This window comes from Mycobacterium colombiense CECT 3035 (assembly GCF_002105755.1).
GTDB lineage: Bacteria > Actinomycetota > Actinomycetes > Mycobacteriales > Mycobacteriaceae > Mycobacterium > Mycobacterium colombiense.
Genome location: NZ_CP020821.1, coordinates 4,479,648 through 4,497,637, shown reverse-complemented (window position 1 = coordinate 4,497,637; position 17,990 = coordinate 4,479,648). Strand labels below are relative to the sequence as shown.

The 17,990-nt window shown below is 67.3% G+C and carries 14 protein-coding genes; 6 read left to right on the top strand and 8 right to left on the bottom strand.

Annotated features, from left to right (window positions below; all coding sequences use genetic code 11):
* Position 1 precedes the first annotated feature (1 nt).
* On the bottom strand, positions 2 to 910 hold the full coding sequence (locus tag B9D87_RS21070; RefSeq protein WP_007768889.1) for an oxygenase MpaB family protein: 909 nt from the start codon (positions 908 to 910) through the stop codon (positions 2 to 4).
* 83 nt (positions 911 to 993) lie between these two features.
* Here B9D87_RS21070 and B9D87_RS21065 point away from each other — a divergent pair, with 83 nt between their 5' ends.
* Positions 994 to 1,656 carry a TetR/AcrR family transcriptional regulator gene (locus B9D87_RS21065; RefSeq protein ID WP_040629412.1) on the top strand — a complete coding sequence of 221 codons (663 nt, stop codon included), beginning with the start codon at positions 994 to 996 and terminating at the stop codon, positions 1,654 to 1,656.
* A gap of 15 nt (positions 1,657 to 1,671) precedes the next feature.
* Here B9D87_RS21065 and B9D87_RS21060 read toward each other — a convergent pair whose 3' ends face one another.
* The 6 genes from B9D87_RS21060 to B9D87_RS21035 all read right to left on the bottom strand — a co-directional run bounded on the left by B9D87_RS21060 (position 1,672) and on the right by B9D87_RS21035 (position 9,361).
* Entirely contained in the window at positions 1,672 to 3,024 is a 1,353-nt protein-coding gene (locus tag B9D87_RS21060; RefSeq protein WP_007768905.1) for a WS/DGAT/MGAT family O-acyltransferase, read from the bottom strand.
* A 2-nt stretch (positions 3,025 to 3,026) separates the two neighbouring features.
* A complete protein-coding gene (locus B9D87_RS21055) occupies positions 3,027 to 4,502 on the bottom strand; it encodes a condensation domain-containing protein (RefSeq protein WP_007768908.1) in 1,476 nt (491 codons plus the stop codon).
* A gap of 418 nt (positions 4,503 to 4,920) precedes the next feature.
* Complete coding sequence (locus tag B9D87_RS21050) at positions 4,921 to 6,270, bottom strand: hypothetical protein (RefSeq protein ID WP_007768909.1); 1,350 nt, start codon at positions 6,268 to 6,270, stop codon at positions 4,921 to 4,923.
* A gap of 2 nt (positions 6,271 to 6,272) precedes the next feature.
* The gene (locus B9D87_RS21045) at positions 6,273 to 7,748 is read right to left on the bottom strand and encodes a condensation domain-containing protein (protein WP_007768915.1); all 1,476 of its coding nucleotides are present in this window, start codon (positions 7,746 to 7,748) and stop codon (positions 6,273 to 6,275) included.
* A 452-nt stretch (positions 7,749 to 8,200) separates the two neighbouring features.
* Positions 8,201 to 8,749, bottom strand: a complete 549-nt coding sequence (locus B9D87_RS21040) for a hypothetical protein (RefSeq protein ID WP_007768917.1) — start codon at positions 8,747 to 8,749, stop codon at positions 8,201 to 8,203.
* 30 nt (positions 8,750 to 8,779) lie between these two features.
* Positions 8,780 to 9,361: a VOC family protein gene (locus tag B9D87_RS21035; RefSeq protein ID WP_007768919.1), complete on the bottom strand. Its 582-nt coding sequence runs from the start codon at positions 9,359 to 9,361 to the stop codon at positions 8,780 to 8,782.
* Positions 9,362 to 9,457: 96 nt separating this feature from the next.
* Between B9D87_RS21035 and B9D87_RS21030 the strand changes: the two genes are divergently transcribed.
* The 4 genes from B9D87_RS21030 (at position 9,458) to B9D87_RS21015 (ending at position 14,927) form a co-directional block, all read left to right on the top strand.
* The gene (locus B9D87_RS21030; protein ID WP_007768921.1) at positions 9,458 to 10,093 is read left to right on the top strand and encodes a TetR/AcrR family transcriptional regulator; all 636 of its coding nucleotides are present in this window, start codon (positions 9,458 to 9,460) and stop codon (positions 10,091 to 10,093) included.
* Between the two features lie 14 nt (positions 10,094 to 10,107).
* Positions 10,108 to 11,238 carry an alpha/beta hydrolase gene (locus B9D87_RS21025; protein ID WP_085977774.1) on the top strand — a complete coding sequence of 377 codons (1,131 nt, stop codon included), beginning with the start codon at positions 10,108 to 10,110 and terminating at the stop codon, positions 11,236 to 11,238.
* A 130-nt stretch (positions 11,239 to 11,368) separates the two neighbouring features.
* Positions 11,369 to 13,570 (top strand): acyl-CoA dehydrogenase family protein, encoded by a 2,202-nt coding sequence (locus B9D87_RS21020; protein ID WP_007768925.1) that lies wholly within the window; start codon positions 11,369 to 11,371, stop codon positions 13,568 to 13,570.
* Between the two features lie 994 nt (positions 13,571 to 14,564).
* Entirely contained in the window at positions 14,565 to 14,927 is a 363-nt protein-coding gene (locus B9D87_RS21015; RefSeq protein ID WP_007768927.1) for a hypothetical protein, read from the top strand.
* 37 nt (positions 14,928 to 14,964) lie between these two features.
* Here the strand turns inward: B9D87_RS21015 and fadD2 are convergent, their stop codons facing one another.
* Positions 14,965 to 16,644 (bottom strand): long-chain-fatty-acid--CoA ligase FadD2, encoded by a 1,680-nt coding sequence (gene fadD2, locus B9D87_RS21010; RefSeq protein WP_007768929.1) that lies wholly within the window; start codon positions 16,642 to 16,644, stop codon positions 14,965 to 14,967.
* A gap of 57 nt (positions 16,645 to 16,701) precedes the next feature.
* On the opposite strand from fadD2, the gene B9D87_RS21005 reads away from it, so the two are divergent.
* Positions 16,702 to 17,979: a DNA polymerase domain-containing protein gene (locus B9D87_RS21005; protein ID WP_007768931.1), complete on the top strand. Its 1,278-nt coding sequence runs from the start codon at positions 16,702 to 16,704 to the stop codon at positions 17,977 to 17,979.
* Positions 17,980 to 17,990: the final 11 nt, after the last annotated feature.

Here is a 17,990-nt window from a genome sequence, read left to right as displayed (position 1 = left end):
GCTACACCAGTGGACGGCCCTTTTTGATCCTGCGGTCCAGGTCGTGCAGCAAGACGTTGAAGGGGAACTGCCGAACGAACCGCGGTAGATACCGGTTCACCGTGGCCAACACTGCGATCAGCCGGTCGAAGCGGCGCTGCTTGGTCGCGTCCCAGGGCAGGCGCATCTCGTCGCGGAACCGCTGCGGCAGGAACCCCGTGGTGATCAGCAGTGCGAAGTTGTCCGAGAGGCGCTGCAGCGCGCGCGGCAGCCTCACGCCCCGGATCCGATTGGCCGCAATGGGAAACAGATACTCGCGCACGGCATCGTCGATGTGCACCTTGGCCAGCGATTCTTCCCAATAACGGTCGAACGCCGCGCGGTCGGCGGGCCACATCTGCGTCGGCACCTGCAGTGTGGTGGCCAGCGTCATGCCCTCGCGATAGTGGCGATCGGCGTCCTCGCCGTCGAGTTCTCCGATGAACATGCGGTAGATGTCGAGCCCGCCCTTATACAGGCAGGCCCCCACCCACAGCTGCAGCTCGGGATCGAAAGCGTTGTAGGACACCGGGCTCTCCGGGGTCGAATACACCTGTGCGTGGGCGCGGTTCACCGCGCGACGGAAGGCGTCCTTCTGCGCGTCGCTGCCGTTGGTCGCGACGGCCAGGTAAGTGAAGGTGGTGCGGGCGCGCTTGATCGGGTGCAGGTCGACCCGGCCGCTTTCGACGCGGCTCTCCATCACGCCGTACCCGACGCCGGGATGGGACAGTTGCATGATCACGTTCGCCGGGCCCGCCAGCAATGCGACGCCCATCAGACCCTCGTCGATCCCCAGTTCCCGCCGCCGCCGGCGCCGCTGCGGGCGGGGCGGGTCGGCGGCTCGGCGCTCGACATGCCCGATCGGCTGGTGCACCGGCTCGTGAATTGCCATCGTCAGGTCCCTCCGCAGCGCATGTCCGCTAATGTGCGAACGCTTGTTTCCCGATATTGTCGTGGCCGGGCGCAAGTGTCAAGATGGTTGCCATGAGCGAGACGCCCAGCGCGCGGCCGTACCGCGGGGTCGAGGCCGCCGATCGCCTGGCCACCCGCCGTAGCCGGCTGCTCGCCGCGGGCCTGGACCTGCTCGGGGCGGAGCAGCAGAACATCTCGGCGGTCACCGTCCGTGGCGTATGTCGCGCCGCCGGCCTGGCCGCCCGGTACTTCTACGAGAGCTTCGCCGACAAGGACGAATTCGTCGCGTGCGTATTCGACTGGGTGGTCGCCGAACTGGCCGCCACCACGCAGGCGGCGGTGGCCGCGGTGCCGGCCGGTGAGCAAACCCGCGCGGGCATGGCGAACATCGTCCGGACCATCACCGAGAACCCCCGCGTGGGGCGCCTGTTGTTCAGCACCCAGCTGGCCGATCCGGTGATCGTGCGCAAACGCGCCGAGTCCAGCGCGCTGTTCGCCATGCTGTCCGGCCAGCACGTCGGCCACGCGTTACAGGTCCCGGCGAACGAGCGCATCAAGGCCGCCGCGCATTTCGTGGTCGGCGGCGTCGGTCAGACCATCAGCGCCTGGCTGGCCGGTGACGTCCAACTCGAACCGGACCAGCTCGTCGATCAGCTGGCGGCGCTGCTCGACGAGCTCGCCGAGCCAAACCTGTACCGCCTCACCGAAACACGAGCCGGCGCGTAGCGTCCGAGCACGGCCTCACACCCGGCTGACCGCGTGCCATCCCGTCGTGGCGGTCAGCGAGAAGTCGGACAACGTGTTCGAAATATGTTGTCTCAAGCCGGCGTCCGAGTTGTCTCCGCCCGGCTCGTAGGCGAGCACCGAGACGAAGACTTGCCCGCGTATCCGTCCCGACAGCAATGCCAGCACCCCGTTGGTGCGCTGCATCGTCGCACGCGTGACGCCCGGGTAGAGCGACTTCATGGCGAAGTAGTCGGCGTCGGTGCCGTCCGGGCGGTTGGCCGCCGGGTCGAGCGCGCCGAGGTTGGACGACACGACGGCCCCTGCGCTGCCGGTGGCCACGCTGATCAGCCGGCGGAAGATCCGCTTGGGTATCAACGGAATCAGCGGCAGCAACGCCCAGCGCTCATCGGGGACATCCTGATGGCGAACCAGTGCGCGCTTGATCGCGGCGCGGATCTCGCCCAGTTCCATCGCGTGCGCGGGCTCGATCGTGATGTCGACATTCGTGACGGCGTTCGCCCGGGTGTCGCCCGGGGTGCGCTCGTTGACCGGCATCCCCACGCTGACCGAACCGTCCGCGGCGACCCGCCCCACTCGCTGGGCCAGCCGGACCGCCATGCCCGCCAGCAGCGCGTTGCTGCTTCCCCCGAGCGCCTGGGCGCGCGCGTCCCATTCGTCGGCGTCGATGAACAACGTCGCCGCGGGAAGCGTGATGCTCTGGTCCGGTCCGGCCGACGGCGCGCGCCGCTTTGCGGCCGGCGGGGCGACGGCTCCGCCACCCGGGTGACCGGCGCGGGCCATGCGCGCCGCCGCGGCGACTGCGCGACCGATATCCGGTGTGTCACGGGCGGTTTGGCGTGCGTCCTCGCGCACCGCCCGCCACCGCCGCCGTGCCGCCGCGGCGGGCCAGCGCTCCGCCGTGTCGCGGCCGGATGCCGCATCGGCCACCGCCTCGCAGAGTCCGACGCCGTCACTGAGGCAATGGGTGATGACCAAGCTGACCGCCGCCCCGCCGTCGGTGAACGGGAGGACCGCGAGGTGCCACCCGGGTCCGTGCTCGGCGTCCGGCCGCCGACTGGCCTGCTCGGTGCACCAGTCGTCGAATTCCTCGCGCGGGCGGGGCGTCGCGACGATCTCGAGGCGGGGCAGCTCGCCCGGCGACACCCAGCGGTGCCGGCCGAACGGCAACGGGGACCGCTCGATTCGGCGCGCCAACCGCCCCCTGCCCAGGTGGTGATGAAACCTTTTCAGGCCATCGATGTCGACGGGTCTGTCGTAGACCCAGATGCATTGCACCAGGCTGGTGGTGCCCGTCGCCCGCTCCCCTAGAAAGAGGGCCTGGTCGGCCAGGTCCAGCACGTTGTTCATGCCTAGGCCGCCTCGGTGTCGTCTTCGTCGGCGAAGCCCTGCTGGGTACCCGAATCCTCCCGGGGTGCAGCACCTTCCGCGTCGACGTCGGTGCTGTGGGCGACGCCGGCACACACTTCGGTCAAGGTCGCGATGTAGCGGTGCACGGACTCGCGCGCTATCTCGTTGTCCGGGTACGAGATTGTCACCGTGGTCTTCTCGGCGTGCCGGTTGATCCACATGTTGATGCCACCGGCCGACAGGTTGTCCCCATAGGTGCCGAAGTTCGTCTCGGCCCACAGTCCGGCGAGGGGAATTTTGCGAAAGTCCAGGAAGGACAGCATCATCGGCAGCTGCGTCGGTAGCTTGATCCCGAGGTCGTCCGGTGTCGCCAGCTCCAACAGCCGCTCGAACGGGACGTCGGCGAGCCCCTTCGCGGCATCGAAGGACTTCTGGGCCGCGGGGGCCGCTTCGCGGAACGAGGCGCCGCCGGTCATCACGGTGACCGGGATCAGGCTGGCGAACCAGCCGACGGTCATCGAGTCGACGCCCGGCATCCGGGTGTCCTTGGCCGTGAACCCGTGATAGGTCTCGTTGCCGGTCAATTCGTGGTCGGCCAGGGCCGTGCACGCCAGGACGCCGCCGATGAAGCGGGCGCCGGCCGCCCGGCAGGCGGCGTCGAACGATTCGGTCTCGGCGCCGTCCAACAAGTCCATCGTTATCAAGTCGCCCTTGCTGCTCTCCCAGGTATTGCCCAGCGGCAGTGGGAAATTCGGCCAGTTGCCGTCGGTGTCGCGGGCGAATGCGATCCAGTCCTTGATCTCGGGAGAGGACAGATCCAACATCGCGGCCTTCTCGCGTTGCCGCGCGGAGTAGCCGGAATAGCTCCTGACCTCGGGGAGCTGGGGCGGATGCTGATGTCCGCCCTGCGCCAGTTCCTGATAGGTCAGGTGGATGTCGACGAAGATCAGCCCGGCGGACAAGCCGTCGATGTGCAGATGGTCGACACTGGCATAGAACGTGAAATAGTCCGCGTGCTCGACGACACCGAATGTGAAGCAACCCCATTCGAGCGTCTCCGGGGTGGTCGTCAGTACGTGGGTGCGCACCTCGTCGGCGCTCATCCGCCCGAACGGCACCGGGACCAGATCGATGACGGCGGGATCGTCGATCGTGCGGCGCACGATGTGGCCGTCCTCGAATTCAAACCAATGGTGGTAGGTGTCCTGGCGACGGACGTGCGCGTTGATGGTCGCCGTCATCGCCGCAATGTCGCAGGAACCTGGGATGTCCCACGCCACGACCATCAGGCGGGGTAGCTGCCTGCTCATCGCCTTACCGATGTTGGCGGCCCAAAGATGTTGATTCTGTTGGTAACTCGGAGCCAGCTCAGAGCGGCGCGCGGCGCGGGCCGCGTCATGCGACGCGGGCGCGGGCGTCCACATCGTCAGTGGACCGCTCGGTGGTTGCCATTCGCTGATGTTGCCGAGTGCGACCATCTGCTTAAGTCGTCCCTCCCGTTGATACCGACATTTGTTGCGCAGCAAGGGAACAGCGAATTAGTCATCAGCCGCCGGCCGATGGCCCTTCGCGCAGCATCAATTCCTTAACAGGAACCTTGACGGCATGTCACGGCATGTTGGGCTGAGTTGCCGCGTTGCTATGCGCCCCCTGTGTCGCGGAAGTTGACGCTAGTCGAATTAGGTCACAAACGTAGCCCACTTGTGATGATCGTCACAGTACAGCTGGGTCCGCCACGCCGTGACTTGTTTGCCGATCGGTCGCAGCCAAACTTCTGACTTGGAGAAGCGCGTGGATTCGAGAGTTGCGGAGGATCTGGTCCTCGGCGCCACTTAGCTCGCCGACAAACCGATGACGTCTCACTGCAACACGTTCCAGTGCCCTAGCACCTCGGACTTACACCCGGCTGAAGGTGCGCCAGCCAGTGGTGGCGCTCAGCGAGAAATCGCCCAGTACGCCGGAGATGGCTCGCCGCAGATCTTCATTCGAGTTTCGGCGACCCAACTGATAGCCGAGGACCGACACGAATACCCGGCCGTGCACCCGCCCCGACAACAACGCCAGCGCTCCATTGGTGCGGTGCATCGTCGCGCCGGTCACGCCCGGGTACACCGACTTCATCGCGAAATAGTCGGCGTCGCTGCCGTCCGGGCGGTTCACCGCCGGGTCGATGACACCGAGGTTGGACGATACGACGGTGGTGGCGCCGCCGGTGACCACGCTGATCAGTCGTCGGAACAGCCGCTTGGGGATCAGCGGCACCAGCGGCAGCAACGCCCAGCGCTCGTCCGGCACGTCCTGATGACGGATCAACGCCCTCTTGATCACGGCCCGGATCTCCCGCAGGTCGGTGTCGATCGCCGAGGGCCCGAGCGTGACATCGACGTTGGTGACCGCATTGGCGCGAGTGTCGCCCCGCATGCGCTCGTTGAGTGGCATACCGACGTTGACCGAGCCGTCCGCGGCGACGCGCCCCACCCGCTGGGCGAGCCGGGCCGCCAGTCCCGCGAGCAGCGCGTTGCTGGTTCCGCCGAGGGCGCCGGCGCGGCGGTCCCACTCGTCAGCATCGACGAAGAACGTCGTCATCGGCAGGGTGATGCGGTCGTCCCCCGCGGGGGCCGGCGCGGCCGGCTTCTCGGCCGATGCCGCTTGCACGGCGTCGCGGCCCTGCCGGAGTATCCGGACCGCCGCGCCGATGGCGCGACCGACATCGCCGGCGTCGTGCGCGGTTTGGCGTGCGTCCTCACGCACCGCCCGCCACCGCCCGCGTGCCGCCGCTGCCGGCCAGCGAAGCGCGTCGGCACGCCCGCACGCCGCGTCGGCCAACGCCTCGCACAGCCCGACGCCGTCGGTGAGGCAATGCGTGGTGACCAGGCTGACGGCCGCGCCGCCGCCGCTGAGCGGGAGCAGCGCCAGGTGCCAGCCGGGTCCGTGCTCGGCGTCCGGCCGCTTGGTGGCCTGCTCGGCCAGCCACGCATCGATCTCGTCGCGTCGCCGCGGCGCGCCGACGATCTCGAGGGCGCACCGGTCGTTCGGAGCTACCCAGCGATGCCGGCCGAATGGCAAGGGAGACCGCTCGATCCGGCGCGACAAGCGGCCCTTCCCCAGGTGGTGATGGAATTCGCGCACTCCGTCGATGTCGATGGCGTGGTCATACACCCACACACACTGCAGCAGGCTGGTGGCTCCCGTCGCCCGCTCGCCGAGGAAGAGGGTCTGGTCGGCCAGGTCCAGCACGTTGCTCATCTTTATGCCGCTTCGTGATCGTCCGCGTCCGGCGCGAGCGAGTAGGAATCTTCCGAATTCGCCTGGGGCGCAACCCTGACAGACTCGTCGGCGGTGGGCATGGCGACGCGCACGAACGCCTGGGTGAGCGTCGCGATGTAGCGCAGCACCGACTCGCGTGCGATGGCGTTGTCCGGGAAAGACATCGTCACCGTGGTGTTCTCGGCCTGCCGGTTGATCCACATGTTGATCCCACCGTGGGAAAGGCTGTCACCGTAGGTGCCGAACCTGGTCTCCGCCCACAACCCGTTGAGCGGGATCTTGCGGAAGTCGAGGAAGGACAGCATCATCGGCAGCTGCGTGGGCAGCTTGATGCCCAGTTCGTCCGGTGTGGCCAATTCCAGGACCCGCTCGACGGGCACGTCGGCGAGGCGCTGGGCGTCGTCGAACGACTTCTGCGCGGCCCTGGCCGCCTGTGCGAACGTCTCGCCGGCGGTCGGCACGGTGATCGGGATCAGGCTGGCGAACCACCCCACGGTCATCGTGTCCACGCCGGCGCTTCGGGTGTCCTTGGCCGTGAACCCGTGATAGGTGTCCTTGCCGGTCAATTCGTGCTCGGCGAAACCGGCGCACGCCAGGACTCCCCCGATGAACCGGGCGCCGGCCGCGACGCAGGCGGCGTCGAAGGCCTCGGTCGCGGCGGCGTCCATCAGTTCGACCGTCAGCAGATCCCCCTTGGTGCTCGCCCAGATATCGCCCAGCGGCAGTGGGAAACTCGGCCAGTCGCCGTCGGTGTCACGCGCGAAGGCGATCCAGTCCTGGATCTCGGGCGACGACAGGTCCAGGGCCGCGGCCTTCTCGCGCTGCCGCGCAACGTAGGCGCGATAGCTCCGCATTTCGGGCAGCGTGGCGGCCCGGTGCCCGCTCTGCGCCACTTCCTGATACATCAGGTGGATGTCGAGGAAGATCAGGGCGGCGGACAGGCCGTCGATGTGCAGATGGTCGACGCTGGCATAGAACGTGAAATAGTCCGCGTGCTGGACGATTCCGTAGGTAAAGCAGCCCCATTCCAGGGTCCCCGGAGTCGCGGTCAGGACGTGGTTGCGCACCTGCTCCGGGGTCATCTCCCCGAGCGCCACCGGGACGAGATCGATGTCTTCGGGATTCTCGATTTCGCGGCGCACGAACATTCCGTTGTCGAATTCGAACCAATAGTGATACGTGTCCTGGCGGCGCACATGGGCGTTGATCGTCGCGGTCATCGCCTCGATGTCGCAGGTGCCGGGAATGTCCCACGCGACGATCATCAGCCGGGGCAGCTGCCGGTTCAGGTTCTTGCCGTGGTACGAGGCCCAGAGGTGTTGGTTCTGTTGATAACTCGGTGCCAGCTCACTTCGCCGCGCGGCGCGTGCCGCTTCCAGCGCCGTGGGCGCGGCCATCCACATGGTAACCGGGCCATGTGGCGGTTGCCATTCGTTGATGCTTCCGAGTGCGACCATTCGTCGAGTCCTTGTGCTGTGAGATACCGACATCTGTTGTGCGGTCTGGGGGGTGGTGAAAGTGCATTTAGCGCTTGGCTTTTGGCGCATCTCGTGTTGGTCTCGCGCTCGAATTTCGCGACGTACTTTCCGCCTGTTTCGGCTGAACTACCGCGTCGCTTACACCCCCTATGTCGCTGCTCAGGACGCTAGCTGACGGAGGCGACGATTTCGCGGTTTTGCGAAGACTCGCATTCTCCCGCGCGATCGTCTCCGCGGCGGTAGCCTGTTTCGCTTACCGGTCGCGTAGCCGGCCCGGCGAGTGGCTCGTGCGTACCAAAAAGTATCGAATGATGGACGGTTTGTTCACGATTCGCCCGTCCGCGTCGAGAACTCGGGATACCATTGTTCGGCCAGCCCGCGGGGCCGGCGTGGGCCCGAACCCCAGCGGCTCGGGCCAAATCCGCGGCGCATCAGGGAAACAGCGGCAGGTGCCAGAGCCGCATGCCGGGATCCAGCAGCCATAACCGCATCATCGTCAGCCGCATGATGCGTACCGCGCTGGTGATCATGAAAAGGGCCAGCGGCATCTCGATCAGCAGGGCCGTGATCACCGACAGCCAGATGTCCTTCGGCCCCGCGGTCATCAGGTCGAACCACGCGTCGCAGATCAGCAGCACCCCGGTGGTGAACGCGGCGAGCACCAGCAACTGACGGCGCAGGTACCCGAGCACCGCCGTCGTCAGCATGAACCCCACCAGCAGCACGTCGAAACCCACCCAGGTGACGGGCCAGTTGTGCGCGACGTAGTTCTCCGGCAGCGTCACCGACAGATAACCCAGCCACGGGACCATGGCCATGGAGCCACCGACCATCAGGCTCAGTCGGATCCGCCGCACCCGCGCCAGGAACTCCGGGTCGATGACGTCGCCCAGCGGCTGCTCGAGCCGGGTGATCAGATCCCGCCGCTGCTCGGGCGTCAGCGCCGCGATCTGCGCGTCGGTCAGAATGCCGTCGGTCATGAAAACATCCTCCGGCTCGATCCGGTCGGATCAGTGGGCGGCGCCCACCGAGGGCCGCCGGTCGGCCGCCGTCCTGGGCACCGCCCGGGCGTCGCCGCTCTCGAATTCCTTCACCCAGCAGGCGAATTCAAGGGTGATGCCGTCTGGATCCTGGAAATAGAACGAGCGCACGTAGACCCCGGGATGCACGGTCGCGGACACCTGCATGGGGCTTTCGTCGTGATTGAGCACGGGCCCGACCCGCACCCCTTTGTCCTTGAGGAGCTGGCGGTAGGCGTCGAACTTCTCGGCCGGTACGTGAAAGGCGAGATGGTTCATGGTGCTGACGGCGCTGGTGATGTCGCCGATGCCCGGGATGGCGCCCGGCGACGAGATGCCCGGCACCCGGTCGGGGGCGTCGGCGAACCAGAAGAAGGCGACGCAGTCGCCGTTGCCGGCGTCGAAGAAGAAGTGCTGGCCTGCACCGCCGGGTAGGTCCAGCGATTTGATCAGCGGCATGCCGAGGATGTTGCTGTAGAAGTCCACGGTTTTCGCCATGTCCGAGCAGACCAGGGCGACGTGGTTGATCCCGCCGAGTTCGAATTCCGTGTTGGTGTTGTGCGGCTTGATCATCTGGTGGCTCCCCTCGGTCCCCGGATTGACGATCCTGGCCAAGATCCAAATCTGAATCTAACATCAGTTTCAGTTTTGGCCCAGGGAGGTGCGCAGGTGTCGACCGCGGCGTCCCCTGCCGACCGGACCAGTCGGCCCGCGGAACTGCCCACCGTTCGCGGCAGGCGCACGCAGGCCGCCATCGACCTGGCCGCCCGCACCGTCATCGCGCGCAAGGGCGTCCTCGCCACGACCATCGCCGACATCGCCGCCGAGGCCGGACGGTCGGCTGCGTCGTTCTACAACTACTACGAGTCCAAAGAGGCGATGGTGCGCCAGTGGGCGCTGCGCTTCCGCGACGAGGCCAACGAGCGAGCGCTGTCGGTGACCGAACACGGCCTGTCCGACCGGGAGCGGGCCCACGCCGCGGCCGCCGCGCACTGGCACACCTACCGGCACCGGCTCGCCGAGGTGATCAGCGTGTCGCAGCTGGCGATGATCAATGACGACTTCGCCCAGTACTGGGCCGAGATCTGCGAGATACCAATCTCTTTCATCGCCGAATCGGTCCGGCGCGCCCAGGCCGAGGGCCATTGCCGCGGCGACGATCCCCGGCTGATCGCCGAGGCCATCGTGGCGATGTTCAACCAGTTCTGTTACGTGCAGCTCGGCGGGGCGCGTGCGTCGCAACCCGACGATCAGGCCTGCATCCAGACCCTCGCCAACATCTACTACCGGGCCATCTATGCGTAAGGGGGACAGCTGAATTGACTCGTCGTACCGGTGCCGGCGTGATCCGCGAATTCATCGGGGTGCCGTCGCCCACCGCGGGGCGCGCCGGCGCGGGCGGGCACCCGTGCCAGGGCCTGTACCACCGGGGGGTGGGGCGCAAACCCAAGGTGGCGATGATCGCCACGCACTATCAGATCGACTTCTCCGAGCACTACCTCGCCGACTACATGGCCACGCGCGGCGTCGGTTTCCTGGGGTGGAACACCAGGTTTCGCGGCTTCGAGAGCAGCTTCCTGCTCGACCACGCGCTGGTCGACATCGGCGTCGGGGTCCGCTGGCTACGTGAGGCCCAGGGCGTGGATACCGTGGTGCTATTGGGTAATTCGGGTGGCGGCTCGTTGATGGCCGCCTACCAGTCGCAGGCGGTCTCACCGAACGTCACTCCGCTGGACGGGATGCGCCCGGCCGCCGGGCTGACCGAATTGCCACCGGCCGACGGCTACGTCGCCACCGCCGCCCACCCCGGGCGCCCGGAGGTGCTCACCGCCTGGATGGACGCCGCCGTCGTCGACGAGAACGACCCGGTGGCCACCGACGCCGACCTCGACCTGTTCAACGAGCGCAACGGCCCGCCGTTCTCCGCCGAGTTCCTCGCCCGTTACCGCACCGCGCAGACGGCACGCAACCACGCGATCACCGACTGGGCCGAAACCGAGCTCAAACGCGTTCGGGCGGCAGGCTTTTCCGATCGCCCGTTCAGCGTGATGCGGACCTGGGCCGATCCCCGCATGGTGGACCCCGGCATCGAGCCGACCAAGCGACAACCCAACATGTGCTACGCGGGCGTGCCGGCCAAGGCGAACCGCTCGGCGCACGGGATCGCGGCGGCCTGCACGCTGCGCAACTGGCTGAGCATGTGGAGCCTGCGGGTGGCGCAAACCCGCGCGGAACCGCACCTGGCCCGGATCAGCTGTCCGGCCCTGGTGATCAACGCCGAGGCCGACACCGGGGTGTTTCCCTCTGACGCCCAACGCATTTTCGATGCCCTCGCCGGCACCGACAAGACACGGGCCTCGGTGGACACCGATCACTACTTCACCACCCCGGGGGCACGCGGTGAGCAGGCCGACATCATCACCCAATGGATCGGCAAGCGGTGGCGCTGACAGTGCGCGCCGACGTCGTCCGGCCGCCCGCGGCGGGCGGCCGCTAGCCCCTATCGTCAACCAACCGACTGGTTGTTAGCTTGGAAGGTACTGGGCCGAAACGGCCTCCTGCAGCAACGGAAGGCGACCAATGCCGATCGCGATCAATCCCGAGCATCAAGACCTGGCCGATTCCGTGCGCTCGCTGGTGGCGCGCATCGCGCCGTCCGAGACGCTGCACGCGGCCATGGAGACGCCGGTAGAGAACCCGCCGCCGTATTGGCAGGCCGCCGCCGACCAGGGACTGCACGGCGTCCATCTCGCCGAGTCGGTCGGCGGGCAGGGCTTCGGCATTCTCGAGTTGGCCATCGTGCTGGCCGAATTCGGTTACGGGGCGGTGCCGGGGCCGTTCGTGCCCTCGGCGATCGCCAGCGCCCTGATCTCCGCGCACGACCCCGACGCGAAGGTGCTCTGCGAGCTGGCGTCCGGCGCCGAAATCGCCGCCTACGGCCTGAATTGCTGCGCGCTGACCGCCACCCGGCAGGGCAACTCACTGGTGATCCGCGGCGAGGTCCGTGCGGTCCCCGCCGCGGCGCAGGCCACGCTGCTGGTGTTGCCGGTCGCGATCGACAGCGGCGAGGCGTGGGTGGTGCTGCGCGCCAACCAGCTCGAGATCGAGCCGGTGAAAAGCCTGGATCCGCTGCGGCCCATCGCCGACGTCCGGGCCAACGCCGTCGAGGTCGGCGAGGACGTCGTGCTGACGAACCTGAGCATGGCGACGGCCCACGCGTTGATGACCACGCTGCTGTCCGCCGAAGCGACCGGGGTGGCGCGCTGGGCGACCGACACCGCCTCGCACTACGCCAAGGTCCGCGAGCAGTTCGGCCGCCCGATCGGCCAGTTCCAGGCCATCAAGCACAAGTGCGCCGAGATGATCGCCGACACCGAGCGGGCCACCGCGGCAGTGTGGGACGCGGCCCGCGCGATCGACGAGGCCCGCGAGAATGGTTGGGACACAGTCGGTTCGCACGTCGACTTCGCAGCCGCCGTCGCGGCGACGCTGGCGCCCGCGGCCGCCCAGCGCTGTGCCCAGGACTGCATTCAGGTGCACGGCGGAATCGGCTTCACCTGGGAGCACGACGCAGGCGTCTACTACCGCCGGGCGCTGATGCTGGCCGCCTCCTTCGGCCGCAGTTCGGATTACCCGCAGAAGGTCGTCGACACCGCCACCACCACCGGGATGCGCGCGGTGGACATCGACCTCGATCCCGACACCGAGAAGCTGCGGGCGGAGATCCGCGCCGAGGTTGCCGCGTTCAAGGAGATGGAGCGGGAGCAGCGCAAGGTCGCGATCGCCGAGGGTGGTTGGGTACTGCCCTATCTCCCGAAGCCGTGGGGCCGGGCCGCCAGCCCGGTGGAGCAGATCATCATCGCCCAGGAGTTCACCTCCGGGCGGGTCAAGCGGCCGCAGACGGGAATCGCGACCTGGATCGTCCCGTCGATCGTGGCGTTCGGGACCGAGGAGCAAAAACAGCGGTTCCTCCCGGCCACCTTCCGCGGCGAAATGATCTGGTGCCAGCTGTTTTCCGAGCCTGGCGCCGGATCGGACCTGGCCGGCCTCACCACCAAGGCCACCAGGACCGACGGCGGCTGGCGCATCACCGGCCAGAAGATCTGGACCACCGCCGCGCAGTTCTCGCAGTGGGGCGCGCTGTTGGCCAGGACGGATCCCAGTGCCCCGAAACACGCCGGCATCACTTATTTCCTGTTGGACATGAAGAGCGAGGGCGTCGAGGTCAAGCCGCTGCGTGAGCTCACCGGCAACGCCATGTTCAACACCGTCTACATCGACGACGTATTCGTGCCCGACGAGTGTGTGCTCGGTGAGGTCAACCGGGGCTGGGAGGTCAGCCGCAACACGCTGACCGCCGAGCGGGTGTCGATCGGCAGCAGCGAGGCCAACTTCCTGGCCACGCTGGCCCAGTTCGTCGAGTTCGTTCGTGACGGGCACTTCGATCAGATCGCCCAGCACCGAGCCGGCCAGTTGATCGCCGAGGGCCATGCGGCCAAGGTGCTCAACCTGCGCTCGACGCTGCTGACGCTGGCCGGTGGGGACGCCATGCCGTCGGCGGCGATCTCCAAGCTGCTGTCCATGCGCACCGGCCAGGGATACGCCGAATTCGCGGTCTCGTCGTTCGGCACCGACGCCGCGATCGGCGACCCCGACCAATCAGCCGGCAAATGGGGCGAATACCTGTTGGCCAGCCGCGCCACCACCATTTACGGCGGTACCTCCGAGGTGCAGCTGAACATCATCGCCGAACGGCTGCTGGGCCTGCCCCGCGACCCGTAAGGCAAAAGGGCCCCAGACAGGGCCATGCCGACCTGACTAAGTCAGGCCGGCATGGATCCCCCCATTACGCGGTCGGCCATCCCGAGGGTTGGCGTGTCGGCGATGGCCCTACCGCGCGGAGATGGTGGTCACCACCACCAGTTCCACCAGTGCTGGGGGCCCCAGTAGCCACCGCCACGGCCCCAATTGCCGTGCCCCCAATTGCCATTTCCCCGACCATCATGGCCGCCCCATCCGCGACCGCCGGGGCGATCGGGGATGAAGCCCGGTCCGCTGTGCGGCCCAGCACTGGCGAAGCTGGTGGTGGCAGCGGGCGCAGGAGCGGCCTGAGCAGTGGGGGCGCCGCCGAAAAGCAGCGCGCCGACCACAGCCCCGGCACCTAGGACACCTGCGGCCGCGCCGCATAATGATCGCCCGAGGATCATCAAAGTTTTCCTTTCCAACCACTTACCACCGATAGCAAAAACGTTAGTTGGACATTTCCGAGCAAACAAGATCAATTCGCTATTTGGCTATTGTGAATTGCATAACAACGGCGTTGAACCACGCTAATAATCCAGTCGTTGTTGCCCGTATTTCCGTAATTCATTTATCTGCAAATACTGATGCGGGAGCCTGCAGCCCAGCAATCACCGCAGCTCAAACATTGTCTACTGATCTACTGGCCTACGGATCACGTACCTACTGATGTCCGGCTTTGCGCATTGCAGGAAATGTTGACTTCCCCCCGTTTTCAGGCGCCCCAAGCCGCGCCATTTCCCTTCACCAAAAGGAGCATTCCAGGCCAGGCAGCTACTTTGGTCGATTTGCGGCACGATCTGCGGGGCGAGGCGGCGCGCAGCCGCGCAACTGCGTTCCCAGCCGTGGGGCCGCCGACCGGGAGGTGGGCGGCCCGGCGACGCGACTTACGCTGGCGTCGGTGACAGAATCAGTATTGACACAACGGCACCGAGCGCTGATTTACTGATTGGCACTCACGGAGGAAGACACCGAAGTGAACTTCAACAACAGCCACAGCGGACCCAGCGCCGGAACCTTTCGCGCCGCCAGGTCGGCCGGGCCCTCCGGGGACGCCGCCCCCACCGAGCGTCTCACCAGTCTCGGGCACCAGGGCGGCCAACGGATCGCCAGCCAGCCGACCGCCGGCCAGCAGGGACGCACCCAGCGGACGCGCCGGACCGTCGACCTGCCGGCGGCCACCCACCGGGCCCTCGACATCTGGCAGCGCGAGGCGGCCGACCGGTTGGGCGTCGCCCGGGTGACCGGGCAAGAGGTCCTCACCGCGCTCATCGATCAACTTCTTGTCGACCCCAAGCTGACGGCACAGATCACCCGCGCCATCAAAGATCGCCGCTGATCCCGCCCATCAGGCGTGACCCGCCAGCCCGAACGGGCTAGTCGACGTCCATTTCGCGCAACTCGCGCTTGAGGATCTTGCCCGTGGGGTTGCGCGGCAGCTCGTCGAGGAAGACCACCTCGCGCGGCACCTTGTAGCGGGCCAGGTGATCGCGCACGTAGTGCTTGACGGTGTCCTCGTCGAGGTCGGCGCCGTCCTTCTTGACCACGAAGGCGCGCAGGCGGTGGCCCCATTCCTTGTCTTCGACGCCGATCGCGGTGGCCTCCACGACGTCGGGATGGCCGGTGATCAGGTCTTCGACCTCGGCCGGGAAGACGTTCTCGCCGCCGGAGACGATCATCTCGTCGTCGCGGCCACTGATGTACAGCAGCCCGTTCTCGTCGAAGTAACCGACGTCGCCCGAGGACAACAACCCGTCGATGATCTGCTTCTTCCCCCCGCCGGTGTAGCCCTCGAACGGGAAGGCGTTGCCGACGAAGATGCGGCCGACCTCGCCCTGCGGCAGCTCCTTGCCGTTGTCGTCGTAGATCTTGACGCGCACGCCCTTGACCACCGGGCCGACCGTCGACGAGTTGTACTCCAGGTGCTTGGGCTCGGCGATGGTCGCGAACGCGATCTCGGTCGAGCCGTACATGTTGTAGATGACCGGGCCGAGGTCCTTGAGCGCCCGTTCGGCCAGGTCGGCGCCCAGCGCCGACCCCGAGACGAACACGATCTTCAGGCTGGACAGGTCGGGCTTCCTGTCCATCTTCTCGACCGCTTCGAGGATCCGCGACAGCATCACCGGGACGACGACCATCGCGGTGACCTTGTGCTTCTCGATGTCTTCCAGCACCAGCGGCGGCTTGAACTTGCGGCGCAGCACCAGCGTCGACCCGAGGAACATCGCGATGGTGCCGTGCAGGTAACCCAGCGCGTGGAACATCGGCGCCGGCAGCGAGGTCACCTCGCCGGCCTTGAACGGCACGTGCGACAGGATGCCGCCCACCGGCGCCAGGGTCGGCGGGGTGCTGCGGTTCGCGCCCTTCGGGGTGCCGGTGGTTCCGCTGGTCAGGATGATGATCGAGGCGTGCTTGGCCGCCTTGGGGGCGGGGTCCTTGCTGCTCCGCTCGATCAGCTCGGCCAGCGTCTCGTCGGTGCTGCCGGACGGCTCGTCGGCATCCGGGTTGGTGCCGAGCGCCCGTAGCTTCCCCAGCTCCGGCTCGGCTTTGCTGACGGCCTTGGTGTACTCGTCGTCGTAGATGATCAGCTTGGCGCCCTCGCGCTCGGACACCTCTTTGATTTGCGGGCCGGAGAACTCGCTGTTGAGCAGGATGATCCGGGCGCCCACCCGGGCGGCGCCGTAGTTGGCGACCAGGAACCAGCGGGTGTTGCGGGCCAGGATGGCGATGCCGTCCCCACCCTTGATGCCCTTCTCGAGCAACCCGTGCGCCACGGCGTGCCCCGCCTCGTCGAGCTCCCGGTAGGAGAACTCGCCCTCCTCGTCGATGCACGCGGCGCGGTCGGGGTGGCGTCTCGCGTTGAGAGACGGCAGCATGCCGAACTCCCCCCACTTGTAGATGTCGGCGGCCATCGCGGCGTAGTTCTGCGGCGGCTCGATCCGGAACGCGCCCGACTCGAAGATCTTGCGCACGTAGTGCAGTTCAGCGGAGCCACGCTCGACGTACTGCTGAACTTTTGCGGCGGCCTGACCGGGCAGGCCGAGGAGGTTAGGCATGAAATCCACCTTATGTGACGTCCGTCTCAGTACGGCCAGAAATTCTGGCGAATTAGCATGAACCGCATGACCCGTCCGGTTTCGCTGGAGGTGGCCGGGCGCCAGGTCACCATTACCCATCCGGACAAGGTGGTGTTCCCCCGCGCCAGCACCGGCGAAACCACTGGCACGTTTTCGGGCCCGTACACCAAGCTCGACCTGGTCCGCTATTACCTGTCAGTGGCGGACGGCGCGCTGCGCGGTGTGGCCGGCCGCCCGATGATCCTGAAGCGCTTCGTCAAGGGCATCACCGAAGAGGCGGTCTTCCAGAAGCGGGCGCCGGCCAAGCGGCCGGACTGGGTTGATGTTGCCGAACTGCGTTACGCGCGAGGCACTTCGGCGGCCGAGGCGGTGATCCACGACGCCGCGGGCCTGGCCTGGGCGGTCAATCTGGGCTGCGTCGACCTCAACCCGCATCCGGTGCTGGCCGACGACCTCGATCACCCCGACGAGCTGCGGGTCGACCTGGATCCGATGCCCGGCGTCTCGTGGCGGCGCATCGTGGACGTCGCGCTGGTGGCGCGCGAGGTGCTCGAGGACTACGGCCTGACCGCGTGGCCGAAGACGTCGGGATCGCGCGGCTTTCACATCTACGCGCGCATAGCCCCGCGCTGGGAGTTCCGCCAGGTGCGGCTGGCCGCGCAGACCGTGGCCCGCGAAGTCGAGCGGCGGGTGCCCGAGGCGGCAACGAGCCGCTGGTGGAAGGAAGAACGCGAGGGGGTGTTCGTCGACTTCAACCAGAACGCGAAGGACCGGACCGTCGCCTCGGCGTACTCGGTGCGGGCGACGGCCGACGCCCGGGTCTCGACGCCGCTGCAGTGGGACGAGGTCGCCGGCTGCGACCCCGGGGCGTTCACCATCGACACCGTGCCCGCCCGGTTTGCCGAGATCGGCGACCCCTGGGCGGGGATCGACGACGCCGTCGGCGAGCTGGACCGGCTGCTGGTGCTGGCCGAGGAGATGGGACCGCCCGAGCGCGCGCCGAAGGGGTCAGGCAAGCGTTCCGACGGCAGGCGCCAGTCCACGATGCCGCTGATCGAGATCGCCCGCACCAAGACCAAGGACGAGGCGTGGGCCGCGCTGGACGTGTGGCGCGACCGCTATCCCGCGGCGGCCCGCCGGCTGGAGCCGGTCGACATCCTGGTCGACGGGATGCGCGGGCCCAGTTCGATCTGGTACCGGATCCGGATCAATCTGCAGCACGTCCCCGAAGATCAGCGCCCACCTCAGGAAGAGCTGATCGCCGACTACAGCCCTTGGGAGGGATACGGCGGAAAACAGAAGCCGTCGACCTGACGTCGCCCGCG